At 45.5% G+C, this 24,098-nt stretch carries 22 protein-coding genes; 3 read left to right on the forward strand and 19 right to left on the reverse strand.

Going from position 1 to position 24,098, the window contains the following annotated elements:
- Positions 1 to 2: 2 nt before the first annotated feature.
- From ERJ70_RS14960 to gntK, 16 genes are all read right to left on the reverse strand, one after another.
- Positions 3 to 971 carry a sugar phosphate isomerase/epimerase family protein gene (locus tag ERJ70_RS14960; RefSeq protein WP_209365603.1) on the reverse strand — a complete coding sequence of 323 codons (969 nt, stop codon included), beginning with the start codon at positions 969 to 971 and terminating at the stop codon, positions 3 to 5.
- On the reverse strand, positions 968 to 2,116 hold the full coding sequence (locus ERJ70_RS14965) for a Gfo/Idh/MocA family protein (RefSeq protein ID WP_209365604.1): 1,149 nt from the start codon (positions 2,114 to 2,116) through the stop codon (positions 968 to 970). The genes ERJ70_RS14960 and ERJ70_RS14965 overlap by 4 nt, the downstream gene beginning before the upstream one ends.
- A gap of 15 nt (positions 2,117 to 2,131) precedes the next feature.
- Positions 2,132 to 2,782 (reverse strand): ThuA domain-containing protein, encoded by a 651-nt coding sequence (locus ERJ70_RS14970; protein WP_209365605.1) that lies wholly within the window; start codon positions 2,780 to 2,782, stop codon positions 2,132 to 2,134.
- 92 nt (positions 2,783 to 2,874) lie between these two features.
- Complete coding sequence (locus ERJ70_RS14975) at positions 2,875 to 4,455, reverse strand: glycoside hydrolase family 43 protein (RefSeq protein ID WP_209365606.1); 1,581 nt, start codon at positions 4,453 to 4,455, stop codon at positions 2,875 to 2,877.
- A gap of 254 nt (positions 4,456 to 4,709) precedes the next feature.
- A complete protein-coding gene (locus ERJ70_RS14980) occupies positions 4,710 to 5,558 on the reverse strand; it encodes an SDR family oxidoreductase (RefSeq protein ID WP_209365607.1) in 849 nt (282 codons plus the stop codon).
- Positions 5,542 to 6,633 (reverse strand): mannonate dehydratase, encoded by a 1,092-nt coding sequence (gene uxuA / locus ERJ70_RS14985; RefSeq protein WP_209365608.1) that lies wholly within the window; start codon positions 6,631 to 6,633, stop codon positions 5,542 to 5,544. Before uxuA ends, ERJ70_RS14980 begins: the two co-directional genes overlap by 17 nt.
- Positions 6,634 to 6,649: 16 nt before the next feature.
- Entirely contained in the window at positions 6,650 to 8,053 is a 1,404-nt protein-coding gene (uxaC, locus tag ERJ70_RS14990; protein WP_245208014.1) for a glucuronate isomerase, read from the reverse strand.
- Between the two features lie 26 nt (positions 8,054 to 8,079).
- Positions 8,080 to 9,183: a Gfo/Idh/MocA family protein gene (locus ERJ70_RS14995; protein ID WP_209365609.1), complete on the reverse strand. Its 1,104-nt coding sequence runs from the start codon at positions 9,181 to 9,183 to the stop codon at positions 8,080 to 8,082.
- A 44-nt stretch (positions 9,184 to 9,227) separates the two neighbouring features.
- Positions 9,228 to 10,367 (reverse strand): Gfo/Idh/MocA family protein, encoded by a 1,140-nt coding sequence (locus tag ERJ70_RS15000; RefSeq protein ID WP_209365610.1) that lies wholly within the window; start codon positions 10,365 to 10,367, stop codon positions 9,228 to 9,230.
- Between the two features lie 194 nt (positions 10,368 to 10,561).
- Positions 10,562 to 11,251, reverse strand: a complete 690-nt coding sequence (locus ERJ70_RS15005) for a GntR family transcriptional regulator (RefSeq protein WP_209365611.1) — start codon at positions 11,249 to 11,251, stop codon at positions 10,562 to 10,564.
- A gap of 528 nt (positions 11,252 to 11,779) precedes the next feature.
- A complete protein-coding gene (gene dgoD, locus ERJ70_RS15010; RefSeq protein WP_209365612.1) occupies positions 11,780 to 12,928 on the reverse strand; it encodes a galactonate dehydratase in 1,149 nt (382 codons plus the stop codon).
- 22 nt (positions 12,929 to 12,950) lie between these two features.
- Positions 12,951 to 13,157 carry a hypothetical protein gene (locus tag ERJ70_RS15015; RefSeq protein ID WP_209365613.1) on the reverse strand — a complete coding sequence of 69 codons (207 nt, stop codon included), beginning with the start codon at positions 13,155 to 13,157 and terminating at the stop codon, positions 12,951 to 12,953.
- Positions 13,158 to 13,466: 309 nt separating this feature from the next.
- A complete protein-coding gene (locus ERJ70_RS15020; protein ID WP_209365614.1) occupies positions 13,467 to 14,111 on the reverse strand; it encodes a bifunctional 4-hydroxy-2-oxoglutarate aldolase/2-dehydro-3-deoxy-phosphogluconate aldolase in 645 nt (214 codons plus the stop codon).
- 27 nt (positions 14,112 to 14,138) lie between these two features.
- Complete coding sequence (gene gnd / locus ERJ70_RS15025; RefSeq protein WP_209365615.1) at positions 14,139 to 15,035, reverse strand: phosphogluconate dehydrogenase (NAD(+)-dependent, decarboxylating); 897 nt, start codon at positions 15,033 to 15,035, stop codon at positions 14,139 to 14,141.
- 27 nt (positions 15,036 to 15,062) lie between these two features.
- The gene (locus ERJ70_RS15030) at positions 15,063 to 16,412 is read right to left on the reverse strand and encodes a GntP family permease (RefSeq protein WP_209365616.1); all 1,350 of its coding nucleotides are present in this window, start codon (positions 16,410 to 16,412) and stop codon (positions 15,063 to 15,065) included.
- 137 nt (positions 16,413 to 16,549) lie between these two features.
- Positions 16,550 to 18,097 (reverse strand): gluconokinase, encoded by a 1,548-nt coding sequence (gene gntK, locus ERJ70_RS15035; protein WP_209365617.1) that lies wholly within the window; start codon positions 18,095 to 18,097, stop codon positions 16,550 to 16,552.
- 238 nt (positions 18,098 to 18,335) lie between these two features.
- Here gntK and ERJ70_RS15040 point away from each other — a divergent pair, with 238 nt between their 5' ends.
- Positions 18,336 to 19,193 (forward strand): MurR/RpiR family transcriptional regulator, encoded by an 858-nt coding sequence (locus ERJ70_RS15040; protein ID WP_245208016.1) that lies wholly within the window; start codon positions 18,336 to 18,338, stop codon positions 19,191 to 19,193.
- A 966-nt stretch (positions 19,194 to 20,159) separates the two neighbouring features.
- Here the strand turns inward: ERJ70_RS15040 and ERJ70_RS15045 are convergent.
- Positions 20,160 to 20,966: an alpha/beta fold hydrolase gene (locus ERJ70_RS15045; protein WP_209365618.1), complete on the reverse strand. Its 807-nt coding sequence runs from the start codon at positions 20,964 to 20,966 to the stop codon at positions 20,160 to 20,162.
- 174 nt (positions 20,967 to 21,140) lie between these two features.
- Between ERJ70_RS15045 and ERJ70_RS15050 the strand changes: the two genes are divergently transcribed.
- Positions 21,141 to 21,611, forward strand: a complete 471-nt coding sequence (locus ERJ70_RS15050; RefSeq protein WP_209365619.1) for a nucleoside deaminase — start codon at positions 21,141 to 21,143, stop codon at positions 21,609 to 21,611.
- A gap of 64 nt (positions 21,612 to 21,675) precedes the next feature.
- Here the strand turns inward: ERJ70_RS15050 and ERJ70_RS15055 are convergent, their stop codons facing one another.
- Positions 21,676 to 22,128, reverse strand: coding sequence for a hypothetical protein (locus tag ERJ70_RS15055; RefSeq protein WP_245208018.1), 453 nt, complete (start codon positions 22,126 to 22,128; stop codon positions 21,676 to 21,678).
- A gap of 119 nt (positions 22,129 to 22,247) precedes the next feature.
- Positions 22,248 to 22,631 (reverse strand): SMU1112c/YaeR family gloxylase I-like metalloprotein, encoded by a 384-nt coding sequence (gene gloA2 / locus ERJ70_RS15060; RefSeq protein WP_209365620.1) that lies wholly within the window; start codon positions 22,629 to 22,631, stop codon positions 22,248 to 22,250.
- A gap of 369 nt (positions 22,632 to 23,000) precedes the next feature.
- Here gloA2 and ERJ70_RS15065 point away from each other — a divergent pair, with 369 nt between their 5' ends.
- A complete protein-coding gene (locus tag ERJ70_RS15065) occupies positions 23,001 to 23,852 on the forward strand; it encodes a peptidoglycan endopeptidase (RefSeq protein ID WP_209365621.1) in 852 nt (283 codons plus the stop codon).
- The last annotated feature ends 246 nt before the right edge of the window (positions 23,853 to 24,098 follow it).

Here is a 24,098-nt window from a genome sequence, read left to right on the forward strand (position 1 = left end):
TGCTATGCCCACCACATCTCACCTGCTTTCTCCTTGATCAAGGCCCGCTGCAATAAGTCCACTGCTTTATGGAAGCCTTCCTCCACGGGCATCAAGCTGTCTTCTTGTTCAATGCTGACAGCTCCTGAATATCCGGCAAGTTGCAGTTCACTGATGATTTCCTTCCAATACTGTTCTCCGTGGCCGTAACCAATCGTCCGAAAAATCCATGACCTGTTTATTTCATCGCTGTACGGCTTGGTGTCCAACACCCCATTTGTCGCCGTGTTTGTTTTATCAACTGCCGTATCTTTGGCATGAAAATGGTAGATGGCATCATGACGGCCCAGTTCTCGAATGCTTGCAACAGGATCCATCCCCTGCCAAAACAAATGACTTGGATCGACATTCACTCCAATGTTATCACCGCATGCTTTCCGCAAACGCAATGCTGTTTCATTGTTGTAAACGACAAAGCCAGGGTGTGGTTCGATTGCGACTTTTACACCGTGTTCCTGAAGAAATATACTTTGCTCCTTCCAGTAAGGAATGACCTTTTCTTCCCATTGCCACTTCAAAACAAGGGCATGATCTTCCGGCCAGGGACAGGTAACCCAAACAGGCGAACGGGAATGCGCTGATTCACCAGGGCATCCGGAAAAAGTGACTACTGTATCCACACCTAATTTAGCTGCCAATTGAACGGTGTCCCTGAATTGCTGGTGATGGGATTCCGCTATTTCCTTATCAGGATGCAGCGGGTTGCCGTGACAGCTCAACGCACTAATGGTAAGTCCCCTGCTCTCAATGGTCTGTTTGAATCGGTCTAACTTATCTGCATCCCCCAACAGTTCAGCAGGTTGACAATGCGTATTGCCCGGATAACCGCCAGTACCTATTTCTACCGCTTGCAACCCCGCTTCCACTATTTTATCAAGCGCAGCTTCCAATGGTCGGTCGCCAAATAATACAGCAAATACACCCAGTTTCATTCTCCACTCTCCTCCGTTGATTTGGTTGACATCACTGCTTCAAAATTTTGTTGTGAGACGCCTGTAGGTAGTATATCCGGCTGGTTACAGCTGCTGGAAATGGGAACATGCTTTCCTTGTTCCGATGACTCGAGAAAACCATGCATGACCTCTAAAATGTGATAAGCCATTTTGCCATTTACTCGTGACTCCCTTCCTGTCAGAATGGAATGTGCCATTTCTGCCACACCGATCCCTCTGCTATTTTCCGTAAACCCATGGCTCAACGGAACTTCTGTCCACTGCTTATCATCATGTCTTCTGAGATACACGGGGCCTCCAAATGTATTTGGATCCGGAACGACCATGCTGCCTTCTGTACCATATATTTCGATATGCGGCAGCTGATGATGCCAAGTATCGAAACTGGTAATGATCGATGCGACAGCTCCGTTGGAAAAGTCCATGACACCATTTATCTGGGTCGGAGTGGTTACCTGGATTTTTTCCCCGTATTTTGGTTCACTGGTTATGGTTCGCTCCGGAAAAGTGATGCTGGCCGATCCAGTCACCCGTTTCACCGGGCCCAACAAAAACGTTAAAGCAGTCAGGTAATAAGGACCCATATCAAACATCGGGCCGCCGCCTTCCTGATAGTAAAAGGCGGGATCCGGATGCCAACGCTCATGTCCAGGCACCATCATGAAGGCAACAGCTGAAACAGGTTTCCCAATCCAACCATCCTCCAGTAATTTTCGGGAAGTCTGTAGCCCGCCACCTAAAAAAGTATCGGGAGCATTGCCCACATACAGTCCTTTTTTACTGGCTGTTTCCAGAACAAGCCGCCCGTCATCCTTGCTGACAGCAAGCGGTTTTTCTCCGTATACGTGCTTGCCTGCCTGCAATGCCTTTTGCGCCACCTCTGCATGGACGGCCGGAATCGTCAGATTGATCACCATGTCTATAGCAGGATCTGCCAAGAGCTCTTCTGGTGTATAGGCATGAGGAATATGATACTCCTCTGCTTTTGCCTGCGCCCGCTCGATATCCAGGTCTGCGCAAGCAACGACTTCCAATACCTCGAATTTTTTCAAGTTTTCAAAGTAAATACTGCTGATGTTACCGCAACCTATTATGCCTGCCAACAATTTTCCCAACCCAATCATCTTCCCTTCCTGCTATCATCTTGCCGCCCAATTAAATCCATTCCGCATCAACGCTGTCACTTCCGGCATCCTGACAATTTCCGCTACATGTCCTAGAGAACAGTAGTACACCTTCCCGTTCCCCCATTTTTTCGTCCAGACGACCGGCATGTCTACTTCTCCATTCCCTGCATGCGGCCCGTCTGCCACCGGAAAAGTTGTGTAGGCGTGAACATTCACTGCTGGATCCACATGCATATAATATTGCTCTGAAACAACTGTGAAATCCTTTATATCATAGGTAAGTGGGTGTCCTGGATCCTTGATGTGAACGGTGTATTCCACTCCATCGTTGCCGGGATGGGCCACCCATTGTCCACCGACCATGAAGTGGTAGTCGGTCGCCTTTCGGAAAGAATCTCCCAATCCACCATGCAGACCTGCTAGTCCTGTTCCGGATGCTACGGCTTCCAGCAGAGGCTTGAGCTGCTCGTTCGTAATTTCTCCCTGCGTCCAGTTGGGAACGATCAGGTCATAACCATTTAAATCTTCCTGTTCCAACGTCTTCAAAGAATCGGTGGTTTTTACTTCGAATTTTTCTTCCTGTAAAATACCCGCTAAAATTTCTGCAACTTCAGCCGGCTCATGACCTTCCCAGCCGCCTTGGAATATCAATGCTTTTTTCATATTCTAATTACCATCCTTCCTATAAAAAAACACACCAGGAACAAACACAAATGATGTGCCAATGATTTTCATGGTGTGTTGGTAACAATTTATTAGATGTCCTGTTCGGTATAAATAAAGTGGTGGAAGTCGGCAACGTGTTTCCTTCCACTTAAATCCTGACAGCACATGCCGACAAACGTTCCGGTGAAGCGTAGTGAATTCAACTCAGTTGCATCATCGGCCAGATGACTGATATCTACTACAGGCCCGATCGTCTTCCATGTTTTTTGATCGAGCGAATAAGAGAATTGTAAATTTTCCCTGTGTATCTCGACTCGAAGATAGGAAAGCACTTTTTCCGGGAGTGGAATATCTTCCGGCAGCAGTTCATCATAAATGCCGTGTTTCGTATGGAGAATTCCGAGACATTTACCCAGTTGTTCATCCTGGCTGATCCTTAGATAAACATAGTCATCTGTGTCATAGTACACAATCAATCCTGCCATTTGCTGAAAAGTTTCCGGTTGGAAATCGACAGCGGTTTCGGCACTAAGATGAAAACTTTCCAGCCTGCGCGCTACCAAACTTTGGCGATGCAGGGAGTTCAATGATTCTCCCCCTTTCAACCGCAGATAACCATCTCTTTCCTTTAACGAAAGCCAATCCTCGGAAAAAGGCTGTCTTAAAGCGTTCCAATAACGCTTCAACTCTTTTTCCTGAAAGTCATCATGGTTGCTTTCCCCCTCTACCGGTGCCATTTCCAAGTCCGGGCCAGGTACCTGCCATTGCGGGTTTGGCCCACCATCAACACGAAGCCAGCCGTCATCTGTCCAGTAACATTTTTGCAAGCCCGTCTCTCTTCCAAGAATACACTTGTTATCGGTAACCGGACGTGCACAAAGATGGGCAAGATACCATTCACCGGATTGTGTTTCAACTAAGCTTCCGTGACCCGCTTTTTGAAGTTCATCACGCTTGCTTTTATCCGAAGTCAAAATTGGATTTCCCGGATCTAGCTGGTACGGACCGGTTATGGATTCTGCTCTTGCCATCGTAACAGCATGATCATAACTGGTTCCGCCCTCAGCAGTCATTAAATAATAGTAGCCATCTTTTTTGTACAGATGAGGCGCTTCCGTAGCTCCCAACTCCGTTCCGGAAAAAATATTCCAAACGGGTCCAACCAGCTTGTTTTCTTCTGAGGAGATTTGCTGCAGGGCGATGCCGGCAAAGGAATTCTTCCTTTTGCGATGATCCCAAATCATGTTAATCATCCACTTTTTCCCATCCTCATCATGAAACAGGGAAGGATCGAAGCCGCTGCTGTTCAGATATATCGGTTCTGACCACGGACCGGTAATTTTTTCAGCTGTCACCACATAATTATGCGTGTCTTTAAAGGCTCCTTTTCGACTTTTCACATCCGTAAATAGTAAATAAAAGACGCCATCTGAATAACTTAAGCAAGACGCCCATACTCCGCCGGAATTAATATTGCCAATCATCTGAAGCTGGGAGTCTCTTGTGAGCGGATAAGTCAACAGCTCCCAATGCAGTAAATCCCTCGAATGATAAATTTGCACCCCAGGGAACCACTCAAATGTTGAGACAGCTATGTAGAAATCATCCCCCACACGGAGAATCGACGGATCTGGATGAAAACCGGGAAGGATCGGGTTGGTTATCTGCATGCCATTCCCCCTCTTCCTTTCTTTTTGTTACCGTTTTCAAAAGAGCCTTCCCTCTTTGTTCAACGGATAAACTAACTACCTTTATCTTATCAAGCCAACTGGGATCGTTCAACCATAAATGCCTACTTTTCCTGTCTTTGTTTAAACGGCGTAGACGGGGCTTCAGAAAAAATAATAAAAGGTAAATAAAACGCACAGATGGTTAAAAAGAAGAAACTGCCGGAGGGATTCACCGGCAGAACTTCTACACTATCTCAAACACCTGAATACGCCATGAAGCCTCCATCAACCGGTATAGTAGTACCTGTAACAAACCCGGACAGATTATCATCCGCCAGCCATAACAAGGTGCCGAGCAGGTCTTCCGGTTTTCCAAACCGCTTCATAGGGGTTTGCGACAATATTTTGTTCGATCTTTCCGTCAACGATCCATCGCTGTTCGTTAGTAAATTTTTGTTTTGCTCCGTCAAGAAAAAGCCAGGGGCAATAGCATTTATCCGGATACCGACATGGGCAAAGTGGACAGACAGCCACTGGGTAAAATTGTTAATGCCAGCTTTGGCTGCACTGTATGCCGGCACCTTCGTCATCGGCGAAGGCGCACTCATGGAAGACATATTGATGATCGTAGCGCCTTTTCTGTTGGCCATTTGTTTCGAAAAGATTTGAGTGGGAATCACGGTTCCGATTAGGTTCAAATTGAATACATACTGAAAACCTTCGGTGGTTAAATCAAAAAAAGTCAGCAAATCGTTGCTTTCTAAATCCTCCACTTCGAAATTTTCCTTTGTGGTTGTCCCATCCGGATGATTTCCGCCTGCTCCGTTTATCAAAATATCGCATACGCCGAATTTGTCACGGATGAATTCCTCGGCACGTTCCACGCTTTGTCGGTCTAGAACATCACAGGCGACAGCCATCGCCTGTCCTCCTGCCGACACAATCTCCTGTTCTACTTTCTTCCCGTTTTCTATCTGCCTGTTAAGAATGGCAACTTTCACACCCTGTCTGCCAAGTTCCCGTGCCATGGCGCTGCACAACACGCCACTGCCACCGGTAATAACAGCAACTTTCCCTTTTAAATTTTCATTTACTGGAAGCATAAAGGTTATCCTCCTTTCTTGCCCGTACCAATGAATCCCAAATGCCCCATAAATACATCACACCGAGCGCACGATCATACAGTCCATAGCCCGGCCTGCAAGCTTCATCCCAAATATGACGTCCATGATCAGGTCTGACATAGCCCGTATATTCTGTTTCATGGTACGCTTTGACAACGTCATAAATATCGACGGACCCATCGGATGTACGATGGGAGGTTTCGATAAAGCTGCCATTGTCCATTGCCTTGACATTACGGATATGGGCGAAGTGGATGCGGCCGGCAAATTCCCTGACCATGTCAGCGACATTGTTTTCTGGATTGGCACCAAGAGAACCACTGCATAACGTAACCCCGTTGGCAGGACTATCTACCAGAGCGAGAAGCCGCCTGATATTTTCCTGACTGGTGATGATTCTCGGAAGCCCGAATACCGACCAGGGCGGATCGTCTGGATGAATCGCCAGCTTGATATCGTGCTGTTCCGCTACTGGTATTACTTTCTCCAAAAAATATTGCAGGTTATCCCACAAGTCTGATTCTGTCATTCCACGATACTGGTCGAAAAGCTTCGTTAAATATTGAAGCCTTTCCGGTTCCCACCCCGGCATCGTGTAAGCAGCATTATTGGAAATCGTCTCCACAAGCTCCATTGGATCTAAATTCCGGATTTTCTCGTTTTCAAAATACAATGCCGTCGAGCCATCTTCATGCTGGCGGAACAGTTCGGTACGTGTCCAATCAAAAACCGGCATAAAGTTATAACATATAACCTTAACTCCTGCTGCGGCCAAATTCTCGATTGTTTGGATATAATGATCAATATACGTATCTCTTGTTGACAATCCCAGTTTTATATCTTCATGTACATTGACGCTTTCCACTACATCTATATGAAAACCATGCTGTTCAGCCTGATTCTTCACTTCCTGGATCCGATCCGGGGGCCACACCTCTCCTGCTGGCAGATCATGCAATGCCCAAACAATCCCCTCGACTCCCGGTATCTGTTTGATATGTTTCAACGATACACTGTCGTTTCCTTCGCCAAACCAGCGAAATACCATTCTCATGTTTACACGTCCTTATCTATAAATCTATGTCTAAATAATGACAAACATTGTTGTATGAAATATCCTGGACAACCTTGCCCAGCCATTCGATGTCTGCCGGCAACTCGCCGTTTTCCACCCATTTCCCGATCAAATTTGTCAGTATCCTTCTGAAGTATTCATGTCTCGTATAGGAAAGCAGGCTGCGGGAATCTGTCAGCATTCCGATAAATCGGGAAAATACCCCGACATTGGCAAGTGTTCTCATTTGATTTTCCATTCCATCTATATGGTCATTGAACCACCAGGCAGTACCGAATTGAACTTTACCGGGTACATCCCCCTGGAAATTCCCTGCCATCGAGGCAATCATATAATTATCGCGCGGATTCAAGTTATATAAGATGGTTTTCGGAAGACTTTCGGTTTTATCCAGTTCATTCAAAAAGTTCGATAGGTCGGAAGCATATGTGAAATCAGCAATCGAATCAAATCCTGCATTCGGTCCAATTTCGGCTTCAATCCTCTGATTGTTGTTACGCAGTCCGCCGATGTGAAGCTGCATCGCCCATCCTTTTTCAGCGTATTGTTTTCCCAAGTGGATTAGCACTGCGGTCCGGAATTGAACCGCTTCTTTCTCGCTGATTTGCTCGTTATACAAGGCTCTTTTAAAAATATAATGACACCTTTCCTTGGTCGCGGGCAAAAAGAAAGGGGAATCCAACCCATGGTCCGACAGCCTGCAGCCTGCTTCATGAAAAAAATCGATTCTTTTTTCCAGGGCTTGCAGAAAGTCCTGGTAACTGTTGATTGGAAAGCCTGCTACTTCCTCCAATCGGAGCACCCATTCCCGGAATGCTGTTCCTTCTATATTCAACGCACCATCGGGCCGGAATGTAGGCAAAACCTTGCAATCAAAGGAAGGGTCTTGTTTGATTTGTTGGTGATATTCCAGCGAATCAACCGGATCATCGGTCGTGCACAGTCCTTTTACATTAAAAGAACGGATGATTTCCCTTGCACTAAACGATGCTGATTGTATTTTCTGATTGCAAGCTTCCCAAATCTTGTCGGCGGTTGCCGGAGTAAGGACCTCTGTTATGCCAAAGCACCGTTTCAGCTCCAGGTGGGTCCAGTGATACAGCGGATTACCGATTAAATGCGGTACCGTTTCTGCCCATTTATTAAACTTTTCCCGTTCCTCAGCTGAGCCGGTTACATACGTCTCCGGAACACCGTTAGCCCTCAGTACTCGCCATTTATAGTGGTCTCCTCCCAGCCATAATTCCGTAAGTGAAGAAAACCGTTTATCCTCGGCGATTTCCTGTGCTGTTAAATGACAATGGTAATCAAAAATCGGCATCGTTTTTGCATAGTCGTGATAAAGCTGTTTTGCTGTTTCGGTTTCCAACAAGAAGTCTTCATCCATAAACGCTTTCACTTTATCCCCCTTTTCTTTTTCGATGATTAGTTACCGGCTGCTTGCCTTGCAGCACCTGGATGGATATGCGTAGCCTTTTGCTGTGCTTCGATACACAGCTCGGCGGCCCGGAAGGCATGCTCCTGGGTCATGGCGTTTTCCGTCCCGTTCAGACAATCGAGGATAAACGTCCCGAAAAAAGGGAATCCCACTTTGCCGTTCAATTCGAAATGTTTCTCTTCTTCCTGGTTGACTAAGTACAAATGATCCGAGGTAGCGTCTCTAGCGATGTCGATGTATTTCCGAATTTCGATGTACCCCCCTGTTCCGAGAATAAATACCCGGCCATCTCCCCAAGTGCCTAAGCCATCCGGGGTCAGCCAATCCACTCGAAAATAAAAGGTGGCGCCATTGTCAGCCACGAGAGTCGCATCACCAAAATCCTGGAATTCGGGATGATCCGGGAAGGAATAGTTTGCCACTTTACTATGCAGCACTTCTGCATCTTCCGCTCCCGCAAAATGAAGAAACTGTTCAATCTGATGGCTGCCGATATCACATAAAATACCGCCGAACCGCTCCGGATCGAAGAACCAGTCAGGCCTGCTGGCCGGATTGGCCCGGTGAGGACCGGTACCAATTACCTGTACGACCCTTCCGATCGCCCCCTGGTCGATGAGCTGGCCGGCAAAAACAGCACTCTCCACGTGGAGACGCTCACTATAATAAATGCCCCATCTTAATCCTGTTTCAGCCGTTTTCCGGCGGGCCGCTTTCACCTGCTCCATCGTCGTGAAAGCGGGCTTATCGGTAAAAAAATGCTTGCCGTGATCCAGCACTTCCAGCCCCAAAGGGCCCCGATCTGCCGGAATATTGGCACTTGCCACTAACAGGATTACCGGATTATCCAGCACAGCCTGTTTAGATGAAGCAGCTTTAACACCTGGAAACTTGTGTTGAAAAGCGGTCACTTTTTCCGGGTCTGGGTCATAGACAGCAACCAACTCGGCTCCCGCTTCAATCAAACCGTTGCACATGCCGTAAATATGACCATGGTCCAAACCAACTGCGGCAAACTTGAATTCCCCCGGATTGACTACATGGTCGGACTTTCCAGTAGGGGCATAATTCATTCCGTCCTGCTTATTCATATCTCCTTCTCCTCCTTTTCCGTTTAGCCAGTGCCTTCAGGTTATCAGGTTGTAATGCTATTATCATCAAACCCTTGTACAGCTGTCGTTTTCTCGTAAAAACGTGGAGCATGCTGCATGATACCCTTTCTTGTGTAAAAGGGATCTTTTTTTGTCAAAGGGAGCTGAACCGTTTTCTGTAAAGTTGCAGATTGATAGATTGCCATAATCAATTCGAGCGTCTGTCGTCCCTGTTTGCCATCTACCAATACTTGTTTTCCCTCTTCGATACTGGTCAGCATGTCATGAATTTGTCCAGAATGCCCCTCGAATTCTAAAGCTGGAAGCCGGTTATATTCCGATTGAACTGCTTCTTCAAGCTCCGCATCCTGAAGGGGGAAGCCATTTTCCTTTGATTGGGAGGCGACTACCTTCCAAGGAAAAGAAATACGAGCATTTTTACCCTGGAAAGTCAATTGCTGCTCCTCCCCATGATGAACAACGGAACTGGTGATTTGGGCTAGGGTACCGTTTTGGTAGCGACCGATCGCTATCGATAAATCTTCCACTTCAGCGTTGTCATGGGCCGTATTGCTGGTGACAGCTGTAATCTCAGCAGGAAGCCCATTCATCCACTGGAATATATCAATATGATGAACGGCATGATTCAATGTACATCCGCCGCCTTCTTTTTCCCATGTCCCTCTCCACCATAAATCATAATAGCTGTGACCCCGCCACCAGAAGGAATCAACCTGGGTATGTAGCACCTGTCCGATTACGTTTTTATCAAGTATCGCTTTCATTTTCATCATGGCCGTACGGAAACGGTTTTGGGCAACGACCGACAGAATTTTACCGCTGGTTTCTGCCGCCTTATTCATCTCGTCACATTCTTCCAGGGAGGAGGCCATCGGTTTCTCCACTAACACATGCTTTCCTTGCTGTAAAAAATCGATCGATATGGGAGCGTGTGTGTAGGGAGGCGTACAGACGGAAACCAAGTCAAGTTCCGGCAGCCTGGCCAATTCCTGATAATCGGAATAAACCTCGGCCGATAAACCAAATGCTTTCACTGTTTTTTGGGCTTTTTCGATATCTGGATCACAAACCGCAATGATTTTATATCTTTCCGAAAACTGTAGGTACCCTTTGATATGAGAAGGTGCAATCGCACCTGTCCCGATAATTGCGACATGAATCATGGCAAACACCTTCCTTTTCCATTTTATTCACCAACAGGCATACTATTAATATGCAGTCCAGAAAAGCTCTTCTATTTGTTGAGTGCAAGGGCAGATTCTCCTGGGTCACTTCCTAAAAAAACGATTTGACACCGCTTTCAAATTTCACAAAAAGAACAGCTATCCACTATTCTTCTTTTTCAAGTAGAACAACCTTATTTAAAATAGTTTGGATAGCGTTCTTTTAACTCTTCTTTCTCAAAGTCGACTAAATGCAAATGCTTTCTCATTGCTTCCTCGGCTAAATCCGCCTGTTGCTTGGAAATGTACCCGAAGATTTCTTTATGCTGGGAAACAAGTACATTCCAATCCGGATTGGAAGCTAGTCTCAACATACGCAGCCGATCAAAATGGGTGTTCATTTTTCTTATCATTTCCCATGTCCGCTGTTTGCCGCTTCCTTCAAACAGCAAGCGGTGAAACGCTTCATCTAGCTCGAATAGTCGGTGGTGTGTCCCTTTTTCCAGGCAAAGGTCCTGCATCGTCAAATTGGTTTCTAGCTGAAATAATTGATCTTCCCCAAAATTACTGCAGGCCTCTTTCACGATAGCTCTTTCGATATTTTCTCTGACAAAACGCCCTTCTTCCACCAGGCTTAAATCGATTTGCGAGACACGTGTGCCGCTTTGCGGATAAACACCGAGCAGTTCTTCCTGTGCAAGCTTCATGAATGCTTCTCGGACAGGCGTACGGCTAACTTCCAGTTTTTCAGCTACTTCCTTTTCCGAAATCTTTGTTCCTGGTTCAAGTTCCCAGTTAATTATTTGCTGCTTTACTGTTTCATAGACAAAGTCTCTCGTTGATCCGTTGACACGTTTCGTTGTAGAAATTGTGACCACCTCCATCAGTTAGAAAAACAAATCATAATACTAGTATGGTAGTTAGATTAATTATATAGAGAATCAACGAATTTTTCAACTTTTTAGAGAAGAAAATTTTATCTCTAACCTTGTTTGATCTATATCGAGGGGTTGAAAAGCTTTTATCCGTTAATGTGAGGACATCTTGAACTTCAGATTGGATGAAGTGCGTTTCTCCCTTTCCTGTGCCTCATTTTGTACTTCATCGACTGGATGAAGTGCTTTTCTCTCGTTCCAGAGCCTCACTTTGATCTTCATCGAACGGATGAAGTGCTTTTCTCTCGTTCCTGCAGTTCATTTTGATCTTCATCGACCGGATGAAGTGCGTTTCTCCTGTTCCTGCATAACTTTTCGATCTTCATCGACACTGAGGGGAAAGTTAGAGACAAAATAAAAAACCGAACGAGTTCGAATGCTTGAGATTTCGAATCATCGTTCGGTTTTGGCATTAGTCATTATACTTTTGTACCGGCTCGGGGACACGTAACAGGCTTATCATTGAAAAACGCTGTCTTACCATTCGGCAAGGCTTCCGTCCTGATGTCGCCAGACCGGATTACGCCAATTATGGCTTTCTTTGGCACGTTCTCGCACATAATCTTCATCGACTTCTATGCCGAGACCAGGACCGTCCGGAATGGCAACATAACCATCCTTATAGGCAAACACACTGCGGTCCTTGATATAATCCAGAATATCATTCTCTTTATTGTAATGAATACCGAGACTTTGTTCCTGGATAAAAGCATTATGCGAACTGGCGTCGACCTGCAGACACGCTGCCAGGGCGATCGGTCCCAGCGGACAGTGCGGAGCAAGGGCCACATCGTACGCTTCCGCCATCGATGCAATCTTTTTGCATTCGGTTATGCCGCCTGCGTGCGATAAATCCGGCTGAATGATATCGACATAACCGTCGGCCAACAGATTTTTAAAATCCCAGCGAGAAAACATCCGCTCACCTGTTGCAATCGGAATATGGGTATGGCGTGCAATTTCTTTGAAAGCTTCCTCATTTTCCGAAAGGACGGGCTCTTCAATGAACATCGGCCGATAGGCTTCCAATTCTTTTGCTAAGATTTTCGCCATTGGTTTATGGACCCTGCCATGAAAGTCGATGCCGATTCCGACTCCATTTCCGACTGCATCTCTTACAGCGGCCACTCGTTCTACCGCCTGATCGATTTTTTCATAGGAATCGATATACTGCAACTCTTCGGTGCCATTCATTTTTACTGCGGTGAATCCAGTCTCGACTGCCTGTTTGGCAGCTGTTCCGACATCGGATGGCCGGTCGCCGCCGATCCAGGAATATACTTTAATGCTATCCCGACAACGGCCGCCCATCAGCTGATGAACCGGGGCATTGTAGAATTTTCCTTTTATATCCCATAATGCCTGGTCGATACCTGCGATGGCACTCATCAATATCGGACCGCCTCGATAAAAACCTGCACGGTACATCACGTTCCAATGATCCTCGATTTGCAGGGGGTCTTTACCGATTAAGTATTCCATCAATTCCTCTACGGCCGCTTTTACGGAATGCGCTCTTCCTTCTATGACAGGCTCTCCCCATCCGACAATTCCTTCGTCGGTGCTGACCTTCAAAAACAGCCAGCGTGGCGGTACTTGGAACAGTTCATATCCGGTTATCTTCATTACGATTCCTCCTCTACTAATTTCAGTCTGCAAATTTTACAGAAGCGACTTCCCAGGCACCCAGGACAGGAGAACGGTCTACCTGCTCATCGGTTGCTTCGATCACTTGCCAGTCAGGAAAATGGGCGGTTAACAGCTGATAGAACGCCTTGCGAAGCGGGTCAGATCCGCCGACAATGACCCAGTCAAGCTGAGCTTTTTTCATATCGATTGTTTGTAGCGCCTTCATATCTTCATGCAGAACAGCACCGACAAGGTAGTTCGCACGTTGATTGCCTGTAGCATTTCTCCACCAAGGGTTGACATGCAGGATTGAATCGTTTGTTCTTCATCATCAACTAGTACGTATTTTCTTGATCTCCTCGGCCAGTTTATCCTTCAGCGTCTGATTGGTCCCTGCTACAGCAAAATTTTTCACACCGACCATTAGTTTATGCGCGGCCATTATATTTCCGCTTCTATTGTCAAGGAGCCTGATACGGGAGTTGGTTGTTCCTGTGTCGATAAAAATACGATGCCAAGTTCCCCTACCCGCTTTCTATTTCGATGACTGAATTGCTTTGTCTCTAGCATCTACCAATTTTCTGGCTGCTGTTTCGATCTCTTCAAACCGCTTTTCCTTGACGAGCTGCGCGTTGACCAGGGAACCGCCAATTCCGACGGCGTCCCATCCAGCTTGGAAAAACTCCCCGGCATTTTCTGCCGAGACGCCACCGACTGCCATCAATTCTGTCTGTGGCAGCGGGCCTTTCATGTCTTTGGCAAAAGCCGGTCCGAGTGAACGAACAGGAAAAACCTTTACCATCGTGGCACCAGCTTCGTGAGCAGTAAGAGCCTCCGTCGGCGTCATCACTCCCGGTATGACTGGTACCCCGTAACGGTTACCCATCTTAATCGTCTCCGTATTCAAGGTGGGAGCGAGCAAAAACTTGGCGCCGGCACGGATTGCGGCATTCGCTGATGCAGCGTCCAGAACAGTTCCTGCTCCAACAAGTATCGCTTCCGGCATATGGTTTATGGTACGGATTGCTTCCAAGGCACCCGGGGTGTTCATGGTGACTTCAATGATATTAATCCCACCCCGATAGAGGCTTCTTGCTACTTCCTCTACTTGGTCTGCTTGGTCCAATCTGATGATCGATACGATTTTTTCCTGTTTTACCATATCCAATGCATTATTCATGTGCATTCCTCCTCGTCGACGATCTTGTTACTTTTTTTCGACCGCATGGCCGCCGAATTCATGTCGCAATGCCGAAACAACTTTCCCAGTGAATGTATCCGTCTCCTGTGAGCGATAACGCATCATAAGGGATAGGGCGATAACCGGTGCAGCCGTTTCGAAGTCAAGTGCCGATTCTACTGTCCATTTACCCTCTCCGGAAGAATTCATGACACCACGGATATCATCCAGTCTGGCATCCTTTGCGAAGGCGCCTTCCATCAGTTCCATCAGCCAGCTTCTGATGACAGAACCATTATTCCATACTTTTGCCACTGCTTCGTAGTCATAATCAAAAGGGCTTTTTTCCAGTATCTCAAATCCCTCTCCAATTGCTGCCATCATACCATACTCAATTCCATTGTGGACCATCTTCAAAAAGTGGCCGCTGCCGCCTTTACCTGCATACAGATAACCATTCTCTACAGCAAGTTCTCTGAATAAAGGTTCAATGCGCTCAAATTTTTGCTGATCACCGCCGACCATGAAACAGGCTCCATTGCGCGCACCGGATACGCCGCCGCTCGTACCGCAATCAAAAAAGTGAATCCCCTGTTCCTTAAAGCTTTCATATTGAGCAAGTGTATCTTTGTAATGGGAGTTTCCAGCATCAATCACGATATCTTCACGGGACAACAAAGGTTTCAATTCATTGAGCACGCTTTCCGTGATTTCGCCGGCAGGGACCATTACCCAGAGGGTTCTAGGCGTCTCCAGACTATCGACCAAACCGGCTAACGAATCCGCCCCTTTTCCACCTTCCTGTTGGAACTTATCCACTTGTTCTTCAACCACATCATAAGCGGTTACTTCATGCCCTTTCTCCAGCATATGTGAACCAATTTCATATCCCATTTTTCCAAGTCCGATTAGTCCTATTTTCATGATGTTTCCTCCTTCATTCGATTCGCCTTAAACAAACAAACTTAATAAGAGAGCGACTCCAAATCCGACCAGACCGATGATCGTCTCCATGACTGTCCAGGATTTCAACGTCTGCTTCTCCGTAAGGCCAAAGTAACGGTTGACGAGCCAGAATCCGGAGTCATTAACATGGGAAACAACCGTGGCACCAGAGGCAATGGCAATAACGAGCAAACCTAACATCGGTTCACTGACATTGAAAGAATCAAGCAACGGTGATACCAAACCGGCCGCAGTGATCATCGAAACGGTTGCGGAACCTTGGGCAATCCGAACGACGGTAGCAGTGATAAACGCGAACACAATCAACGGCATATTGGCGTCTTTCATGGCATCGGCCAGGATATCACCGATTCCGGATTGGATAAGCATTTCACCGAATACACCGCCGGCACCGGTTACAAGGATTATAATACCTGCAGGTTCCAATGCTTTTGTCGTAATTTGCTGTATCTCTTCTTTTTTGTATCCCCTTTTATAGCCGAAAATATAAAACGTCAATAAGGAAGCAACCGTTAATGCGACGAACGGGTGACCGATAAACGTCAAAACTTCTCTCACGGTACTTTCCTCTGCAAGTACCAGATCTGCTGTCGTGTTGACCAGTATCAAAATCAATGGAAGTAAAATAATGGAGACAACGCTTCCAAAGCTTGGCAGTTCACGATCATAGTCCACTTCTTTCATTTGTTCCATCATATATTCTGGAACACCGACATGAATTTTGTTGGCGATATATTTACCAAATACAGGACCAGCCAAAATCATGGCAGGAAGACCTGCAAGGGCACCGAACAAGATAACCCAGCCCAAATCAGCGCCAAGCAAGGAGGCTACAGAAATCGGTCCCGGTGTCGGCGGAATGAACGAGTGTGTAACGGCCAGACCGGCCATCAACGGAATTCCGAAATAAAGCAATGATTTTTTCGTTTTTTGTGTCAAGCTGTATAAAATTGGAACAAGAATGACGAGTGCGACGTCAAGAAATACAGGAATCGAAACGATAAAACCAGTTAAACCCAAAGCCCAAGAAATATTTTTTTCACCGAATTTATCCATCAGTGTCAAAGCAAGCCGTTCCGCACCGCCGGAAACACGGAGCATTTCACCGAACATGGCTCCAAGACCGATGATGACAGCAATGAAACCGAGCGTTCCTCCCATTCCGTCTTCAATGGTCGTAATGATGTCGGCAGGAGACATTCCCACCGCCAATCCCACTAGCAAACTGACGACCAATAGCGCGATAAATGCCTGCAATTTGGTGCGCATAACTAAAAACAACAATAATACAACTGCTAATACTGCTACAATAATTAATCCTGGTGTAGATGTCATATACATTCCCCTTTATCATGTAATGTAGCTTCCTTTTGCCCTTAGGGAAGCGTTTACTATTGCTTGGAAAAGAAACTGTCGGAACAGTTCGCTGTCCCGGCAGACTCTTTCGCGGTTTCTTCTCCCGTTAAATGCCTTTAAGCTTGTTCTTCAGCATATTGGCGCTGAATATCTGCCATAACTTCGAAATCGCTCTGTAAATCTCGAGCCAGGCGAATAAATAACGGCTTCAACTTGTTGTAAGCATCGCTGTTCGCTTTAACTGGTTCATGTTTCACTTTTGTTTTGACCAGTTCTTTGATACCGGATAGCCGTTCGACCATCCCCAGCTTGTACATCGTTAGCCACGCTGCCCCCATACAAGAGGATTGATGGCTTTCCGGAACCATGATTTCGGTTTCGAATATGTCTGCCATAATCTGCCGCCACAACTCTGAACGGGCAAAGCCGCCATTGGCCCGGAATTCCACCGGTTCCACACCGGCCTCGATCAAGGCGATGACCACCGTGTACATCTGGAACATGACTCCTTCCAGTACACTGCGAATCATTTGATCCCGGCTGTGATCCAACGTCAGACCGAAAAATACCCCCTTCGTGTCAGCATTCCAGTAAGGGGCCCGCTCCCCGGTCAAGTAAGGGAAAAACAGCAGGCCATCCGATCCAGGTTTGACCTTGGAAGCAATCGCTGCCAGATCATCGTACGGGTCTCTCCCGGCTTGCTTTGCCTGTTGTTTTATATCTGGGAACAGGTTGTCCCTGGCCCAGCGGAACGTGATGCCGCCATTGTTGATCGGGCCGCCGATTACCCACTGGTCCTCTGTCAACGCATAACAGAAAATTCTTCCTTTCGGATCGACAGATGGTTTGGAAACCACCGTACGGATGGCACCGCTCGTGCCGATCGAACATGCCACAGAACCTGGATCAATCGCCCCTACTCCTAAATTGGCGAGGACACCGTCACTGGCACCGATAACAAACGGAATGTCTGCTGGAAGCCCGAGTTCTTTTGCATTTTCAGCGTTTAATCCACTGACTAGATGAGTGGTCGGAACAGGATCGGATAGCTGCTCTTTGCTTACACCAGTCAATTCAAGTGCTTTTTCATCCCAATCAAGCTGTTCCAAGTTGAACAGGCCGGTTGCTGAGGCAATGGAGTAATCGACAATATACCTGTCGAACAAGCGATAAAACACATATTCTTTAATCGAAATCCATTTTGAAGCCCTTTCAAAAGTATCCTGATCATGTTTACGAAACCAAAGCAATTTGGTCAGCGGAGACATCGGATGGATCGGAGTTCCGGTCCGCAGGTATATCTCATGCCCTTCTCCATTTTTCAGTTCCTCGGTTTCTTCTACCGACCGCTGGTCCGCCCAAGTCAGCGAGCCTGTCAGCGGGTTACCGCTTTCATCCATGGCGATTAAGCTGTGCATCGCTGCACTGAAGCCGACACCGCCAGGGATTCCACCCTTTTCGTCAACCGCTTTCAAAACTGGTCGAAGTGCGGCTTTCAATGCTTGAAAAATTTCTTCCGGATCTTGTTCTTTCCAGCCAGGATGCGGGGTGTAAAGCGGATATTCCTGCTCTTCTTCCGCCCAGGTATTTCCGGCTTTATCGTATGCGAGAATTTTTGTACTAGTGGTCCCGATATCGATGGCTATGACTACTTGCTCACTCATCGGATTTCCTCCATTCTTCAAAACTTCCAAAGTATAACGCTTTCAATCAGTTGCTAAATTATCTTTTCCCTAAATAATCATGTATTTGTTCAAGAAAATATTTTTCTCGGTTACCAATTATACATGAAATTTTTTTCGCATCAAGCCCCAAAAGAAATATTTTTTCATGTTTTTCTCTTTATTATTAAAAAAAATTCCTTTAGTATAAGAGAAAAGAGATTCACAGGGAGGAACAGTCGTGGTTGAAACCCAAAATGTAAGCGTGACCAGAAGGATTCGTTCGATCTATCAGCAGCTTAGTGATAAGGAAAAGCAAATAGCCGACTATATAATGGACCGGCCTGCCAGCATCATCCACTCCACCATCAATCAGGTTTCCGATGATTTGAATGTTGCGGATGCGACCGTGTTCCGATTTTGCAAACGGCTTGGGTTTAAAGGGTATCAAGCGTTGAAAATTGCCCTGGCATCGGAAATCGTCAATCCGATTAAGGATATTCATGAAACCATCAGCGTGGAAGACTCCGAATTGGAGATCGTACAAAAGGTTTTTCAATCAAACATAAATGCCTTGGAGTATACACGGGAAGTTCAGGACTCAGGTATCTTTCAGAAAGCGGTCCAGCTCCTTGTCCAATCAAATCAAGTCCATTTTTACGGAAATGGCGGTTCAGGAATCGTTGCGCTGGACGGTCAGCATAAGTTTATGCGGACAGGACTCCCGAGTTATGCCCAAACCGACACCCATATGCAATTAATGGCAGTATCGCAGTTAACCAAAAATGACACCGCTGTCTTTATCTCCCATACAGGAGCAAATAAGGATTTACTCGAAGTTGTTGAACTGGCAATCGAAAACAATGTGCAGACAATCGGAATCACCAATTACGCCAAGTCTCCGTTGAACAAGCTGGTCGATGTCTGCCTTTATACTGCATCCCAAGAAACCGAATTCCGGTCGGAAGCATTATCTTCGCGAATCGCGGAATTATCCTTGATTGACGCCCTGTATGTGAATTACAGTATCAAAAAAGCTGATCAATCGAAACAAGCACTCACTCAAATGCGCAATGCGATATCGAGAAAGCGGATGTAAGAAGAAAAGAAGCTACCTGCCTTATTCATCTTCGGAAGTTTCAAGTGAATTTCATGTTTTCTTCTATTATAGGAAAAGATCAGCGAAAAGTGGCTGATCTTTTTTTACTATCTTCCGTTATCTTAGATTAGTAGCTCGAACTTAATGAAGGTTTTTTCTTCCATTTATCTGCCTGGATTTGATTTTCATCAACTCAATGAAGTGCTTTTCTATCGGTTTTCTTCCTCATTTTCATCTTCATCGAGCCAATGAAGTGCTTTTCTGCCGGGTTCCTGCTTCATTTTGATCTTCATAAGCCCAATGAAGTGCTTTTCTACCGGTTTTCTTCCTCATTTTCATCTTCATCGAGCCAATGATGCTGGCTACGCTAGTAATAATCGCAGTTCCAACAAGATAGAGGAAACACAGGTAGTATTTTCGTTGAAAATCACGAACATGTCAGAAGCGGAGGAAAAAGCGGAGGAAAAAGCGAAGAATCCAGCGGGAGTAAAGGCATCGGTGAGATCCCGCAGAGCGCAAGCTCGAGGAAGCTCACCAGCTGCCTGCGGAAAGCGTAGTGTTTTTCCTCCGCGTCGGATGTGCACTCATTGTGTGGGACGAAGCCGCGAGAGAGTTACTTAGCATTTTATATCTTTACTAGAAAACAACCATCTCTCACTCTCAGAAAACAAAGCCTAATGGACAAAAGCGCAAGCGCCTGTTTAAAGGAGTACAGGTTAAAGCCGCCACATCCTGTGGCAACGCCTGCATGACCCACATTCTTTGGGCCTCCGACAAGCTTAAGAACAGCCTCGGCGTGGCGCTTTTTGCCACACAGAGGGTGGACTTAAGACCTCGAGGGAGTAGGCGCTGGAGCTGGATGTGGCTGGTTCAGCCAATAATGATCCACAGACAGGTAAATTTATCATTTCCTATATGGAGAAAAAGACGGTGCCAGTATAGGTGTCATCCTTAGTTTGTATCCTCTCACTTTAACGATTGAAAAAATGAATCTAGTTCACGATTAAACGCATCCGGTTCCTCCAAAAATAAACAATGACTGCTATTTTCAAAGGCTACTAGTTTGGAACCGGGAATACGTTGCTGGATATATTCACCCGCAGCTACCGGAAAGAATTTGTCGTCACGACCAAAACAAATCAGTGTCGGTACAGTGACATTTGAGAGCGTTTCCCGGTAATCGACTGCCGTTTGGTTGAATACAATGGTGCTCGCTATCGCTGCGGGCAGCTTCATCATCTCTTCTAGAATCCATCGGTGCTGATCCGGATCAGGTTTTTCCTTGAACATTCCATAAATGAACTCACTGTTAAAGGAACGCTGATCTTCCTGGATCGCTTGCATGACCCCTTTGATTGCTTCAAAGTTGAATGCTCCATATTCCCAGCCATCCCACAGGTAATCAGACGGGGACTGATCAACAATGGTCACTGCTTTAACATGTTCGCTGCCAAATTGATTGAAATAGTCCCAAATGACAAAAGCTCCCATTGACCAGCCGACAAGGATGACCTCGCTTAGTCCGAGTCTTTCAATCAATCGTTTCAAGTCTTTTGCATAGTTCGCGACCGTATGGCCATATGGTACTTTGCTGGATTGGCCGTGCCCTCGCAAATCAAATGTAATGGTCCGGTAACGTTGCTTGAAATAGTCAAACTGCCTTTCAAAAAACTTGCTGCTCATCATTACACCGTGAACAAAAACGACAGCCTGCCCTTCCCCCTGATCCTGATAATACAATTCTGTCCCGGTATCGAGTTTCATATAAGGCATAACAGTTCTCCTTTACAACATGGTTTATTTATCAAATGGATGTAACCTTCCAAAACACTTAGTATTCCCTTACCTATAGATAGTAATTCTGTTCATTTCTATGTAAAATAGTTGCTGTAGTGTTGATCTTCCAGCAATAAGGCATGCTTCCAACGACAAGAATAGGAGGAAAAAATGAAAAATCCAACATATTTAAAAGAAGCAGTTCAACTGGCTGTCGACAATGTCGAAAACAAAGGTGGACCTTTCGGAGCGATTATCACAGATAAAAATGGCACCATTATCGGTGAAGGGACCAATATTGTCACAAAATCCAACGATCCTACCGCCCATGCCGAGATACAAGCGATCCGCCAGGCTTGCCAGGCGAAACAAACATTTCAATTGTCTGATTGTATTTTATACACCAGCTGTGAACCATGTCCGATGTGTTTAGGGGCTATCTACTGGTCCCGAATTGAAAAAGTGTACTATGCGGCCGATCAGAAACAGGCAGCAGCGGTCGGCTTTGATGATGCTTTTATATATGAAGAAATCGAGAAAGCACCTCACGAACGACAGATTCCATTTCAAGAAATTTCCTTGGAGGAAAGAAATCAGCCGTTCGAGGAATGGAACAACAAGCCAGACAAAATAAAATATTGATGCATACAATCTTTCTTGCCATGCCAAACAAGGCATTTTCTTGTTTGGCAGTTCCGTCAGGCAACTACTTTTGATAGTTCCACAAAACTTTCCATTCTCCATCATCCTTGGCAGCAAACACATCTTGCACAATACTGAAATTTCCATACTTGCCCTTATACTTTTGAGTGACCGTTACTTTATATACCACAGCCAGCGGCTCCGCATCCTTTTCGATTTGCCAATCCTTTATTTTGTCCGTATCACCTAACGAGTAAGTGAAGGTTTCCACACCAAAATGATTCATGAATACATGGGCTCGGTCCTGTAAATAAGCACCTTTTTCAAATTTTTCTTTCATTAGTGGATGAAACAGGGCATAGGATTCTGCAAACATTCCCTGTTGTTCATAGCTATAGAAGCTATCTATTACAGCCTTTGCCTGCCGATTCGGTAAGAAATACACCATTCCAGTTATACCAAGGATCAAAATCAGGATCAGCACCAATATGATTAGCGGGTTTATTCCTCTGCGCACTGAACACCCTTCTTCCTTGAACAACCATATACTGCAATATTATTCTGCTTGCCAGGCAATTATTACATCAGCAAGGACAGTCCCCGGCCCTGTTCTTGCGGAAGGTCGGCGAATCCCCTTCACTTTTCATAAAGCTCAATGGGAAGTTGATCGGGATCGGTAAAAAAAGTGAATTTCTTTCCAGTTGAAGGATCGATCCGGATTTTTTCCGTCTCTATCCCCTTTGCCTGCAGTTCCTCGATTGTGGATTCCAGAAGGTCCACTTCAAATGCAAGATGCCGTAAACCACACGCTTCCGGGTAACTTGGCCTTTCAGGCGCATCTGGAAAACCGAACAGCTCAATAACATATTCCCCGTTCAATGCTAAATCCAATTTATAGGTACCTCTATGAGACTGATAGGTCTCCTTGATGATTTCCAAACCCAAATTATCTGTATAAAAATTCTTGGACTGCTGGTAATCAGAACAAATGATGGCGGTATGATGAACTCTATTAAACATGTTCTCCCCCTGATTTAGATGACTTTACTACTTCTTTTTCTTGTCCAATTCTATCAAAAAAGGGAAAAATAAGGTTACAGAAAGATTAAAGAAACTTGCCATATTGCTTGTAAAATACCCACTAAACCGCGACACAGCAAGTATTTGGCAATCTTTTCTACCATTTCCTTATTTAACAGCTAGATTAAAATCCTTTACAGTTCTATTACATCCCTTCTCAGCTGGCAAATCCATGCTATACTGTATCCAGTTCTCCAAAAGAGAGAAAAAATAGTAACCACGTAACTTTGCTTTGTGACTCTTCATTATCTTTTCTTTTGCGGATAGCAGAGGAAAATTAATCTTAAACATTATCAGGGAGTGGAAGAATTGAGAAAGTCTAACAAAACATTATTTTCTGTAGCGGCAACTGTGGTTTTGGCATCAGCTTTTACAACAAGTGTGGAAGCTTCTTCCTATAAAGTGCAAAGCGGGGATACTTTGTGGAGCATTTCGCAAAAATATAATACTACTGTACAAAATCTACAATCTACTAATAATATATCTGGCACAATCATCTATCCGAACCAAGTGATTGAAACGGGTGACGGTGAAAGCAGCAGCAAGTCCAGTGCTTCTTCATCAAATGCAAAAACGTACAAAGTGAAATCTGGGGATACTTTATGGGCAATCGGTAAGGATCATGGCGTATCGGTAAGCAATCTGAAAAGCTGGAATAACCTTTCTTCTGATTTGATTGTTACTGGTCAGACGCTTAAGGTCAGCGGATCTTCCAGCTCTAGCCAAGCATCCTCTAATTCAGGTGAAAAGGTTAGCGAAAAGGAAACAAAAGTAAAATCTGCCAGCGTTTCTACTAGCGGCAACAATGGTTCTGCCCTTGTCAACGAAGCGAAAAAGCATGTCGGTACTCCATATGTATGGGGCGGCGCGTCTCCAAGCGGCTTTGACTGCAGTGGATTTATCTATTACGTAAGCAAGCAAGCTGGTAATAGCTTCGGCCGTACGTCTGCAGCGAACCTTTACAGCCAATCTACAAAGATAAGCAATCCGCAGCCTGGCGATTTGATTTTCTTTAAAGGCACGTATAAATCCGGTATTTCCCACGTTGGTTTCTATGCCGGCAACAATCAGTTCGTTCATGCAAGTTCTAGCGGTGTGCAAATCACTAGCGTCAGCAATCCATACTGGAACAGCCACTTTGCTGGATACGGACGTATGTAATTACTGTAAAAACAGATCGGTATTTTCCGGTCTGTTTTTTATTTTGCAGAATACTAATTCCTGACCAATAAAAGGTTTGTTACAGTACTTATACCCCCGTCTCCACAACCTAAACACCTTTTTCAAAAAAGTTTTTCTTTAGTAGGAAACTATAGAGAAAGGAAAGCCCACTTAATAGAAACCCTTCTCCTACCTCTCCTATTGATCATAGAAAAAGCTGCCCGCATAAGAAATTCTTCTTCATGT

The organism is Sediminibacillus dalangtanensis, assembly GCF_017792025.1.
In the GTDB taxonomy this organism is placed as follows: Bacteria; Bacillota; Bacilli; order Bacillales; family Amphibacillaceae; genus Sediminibacillus; species Sediminibacillus dalangtanensis.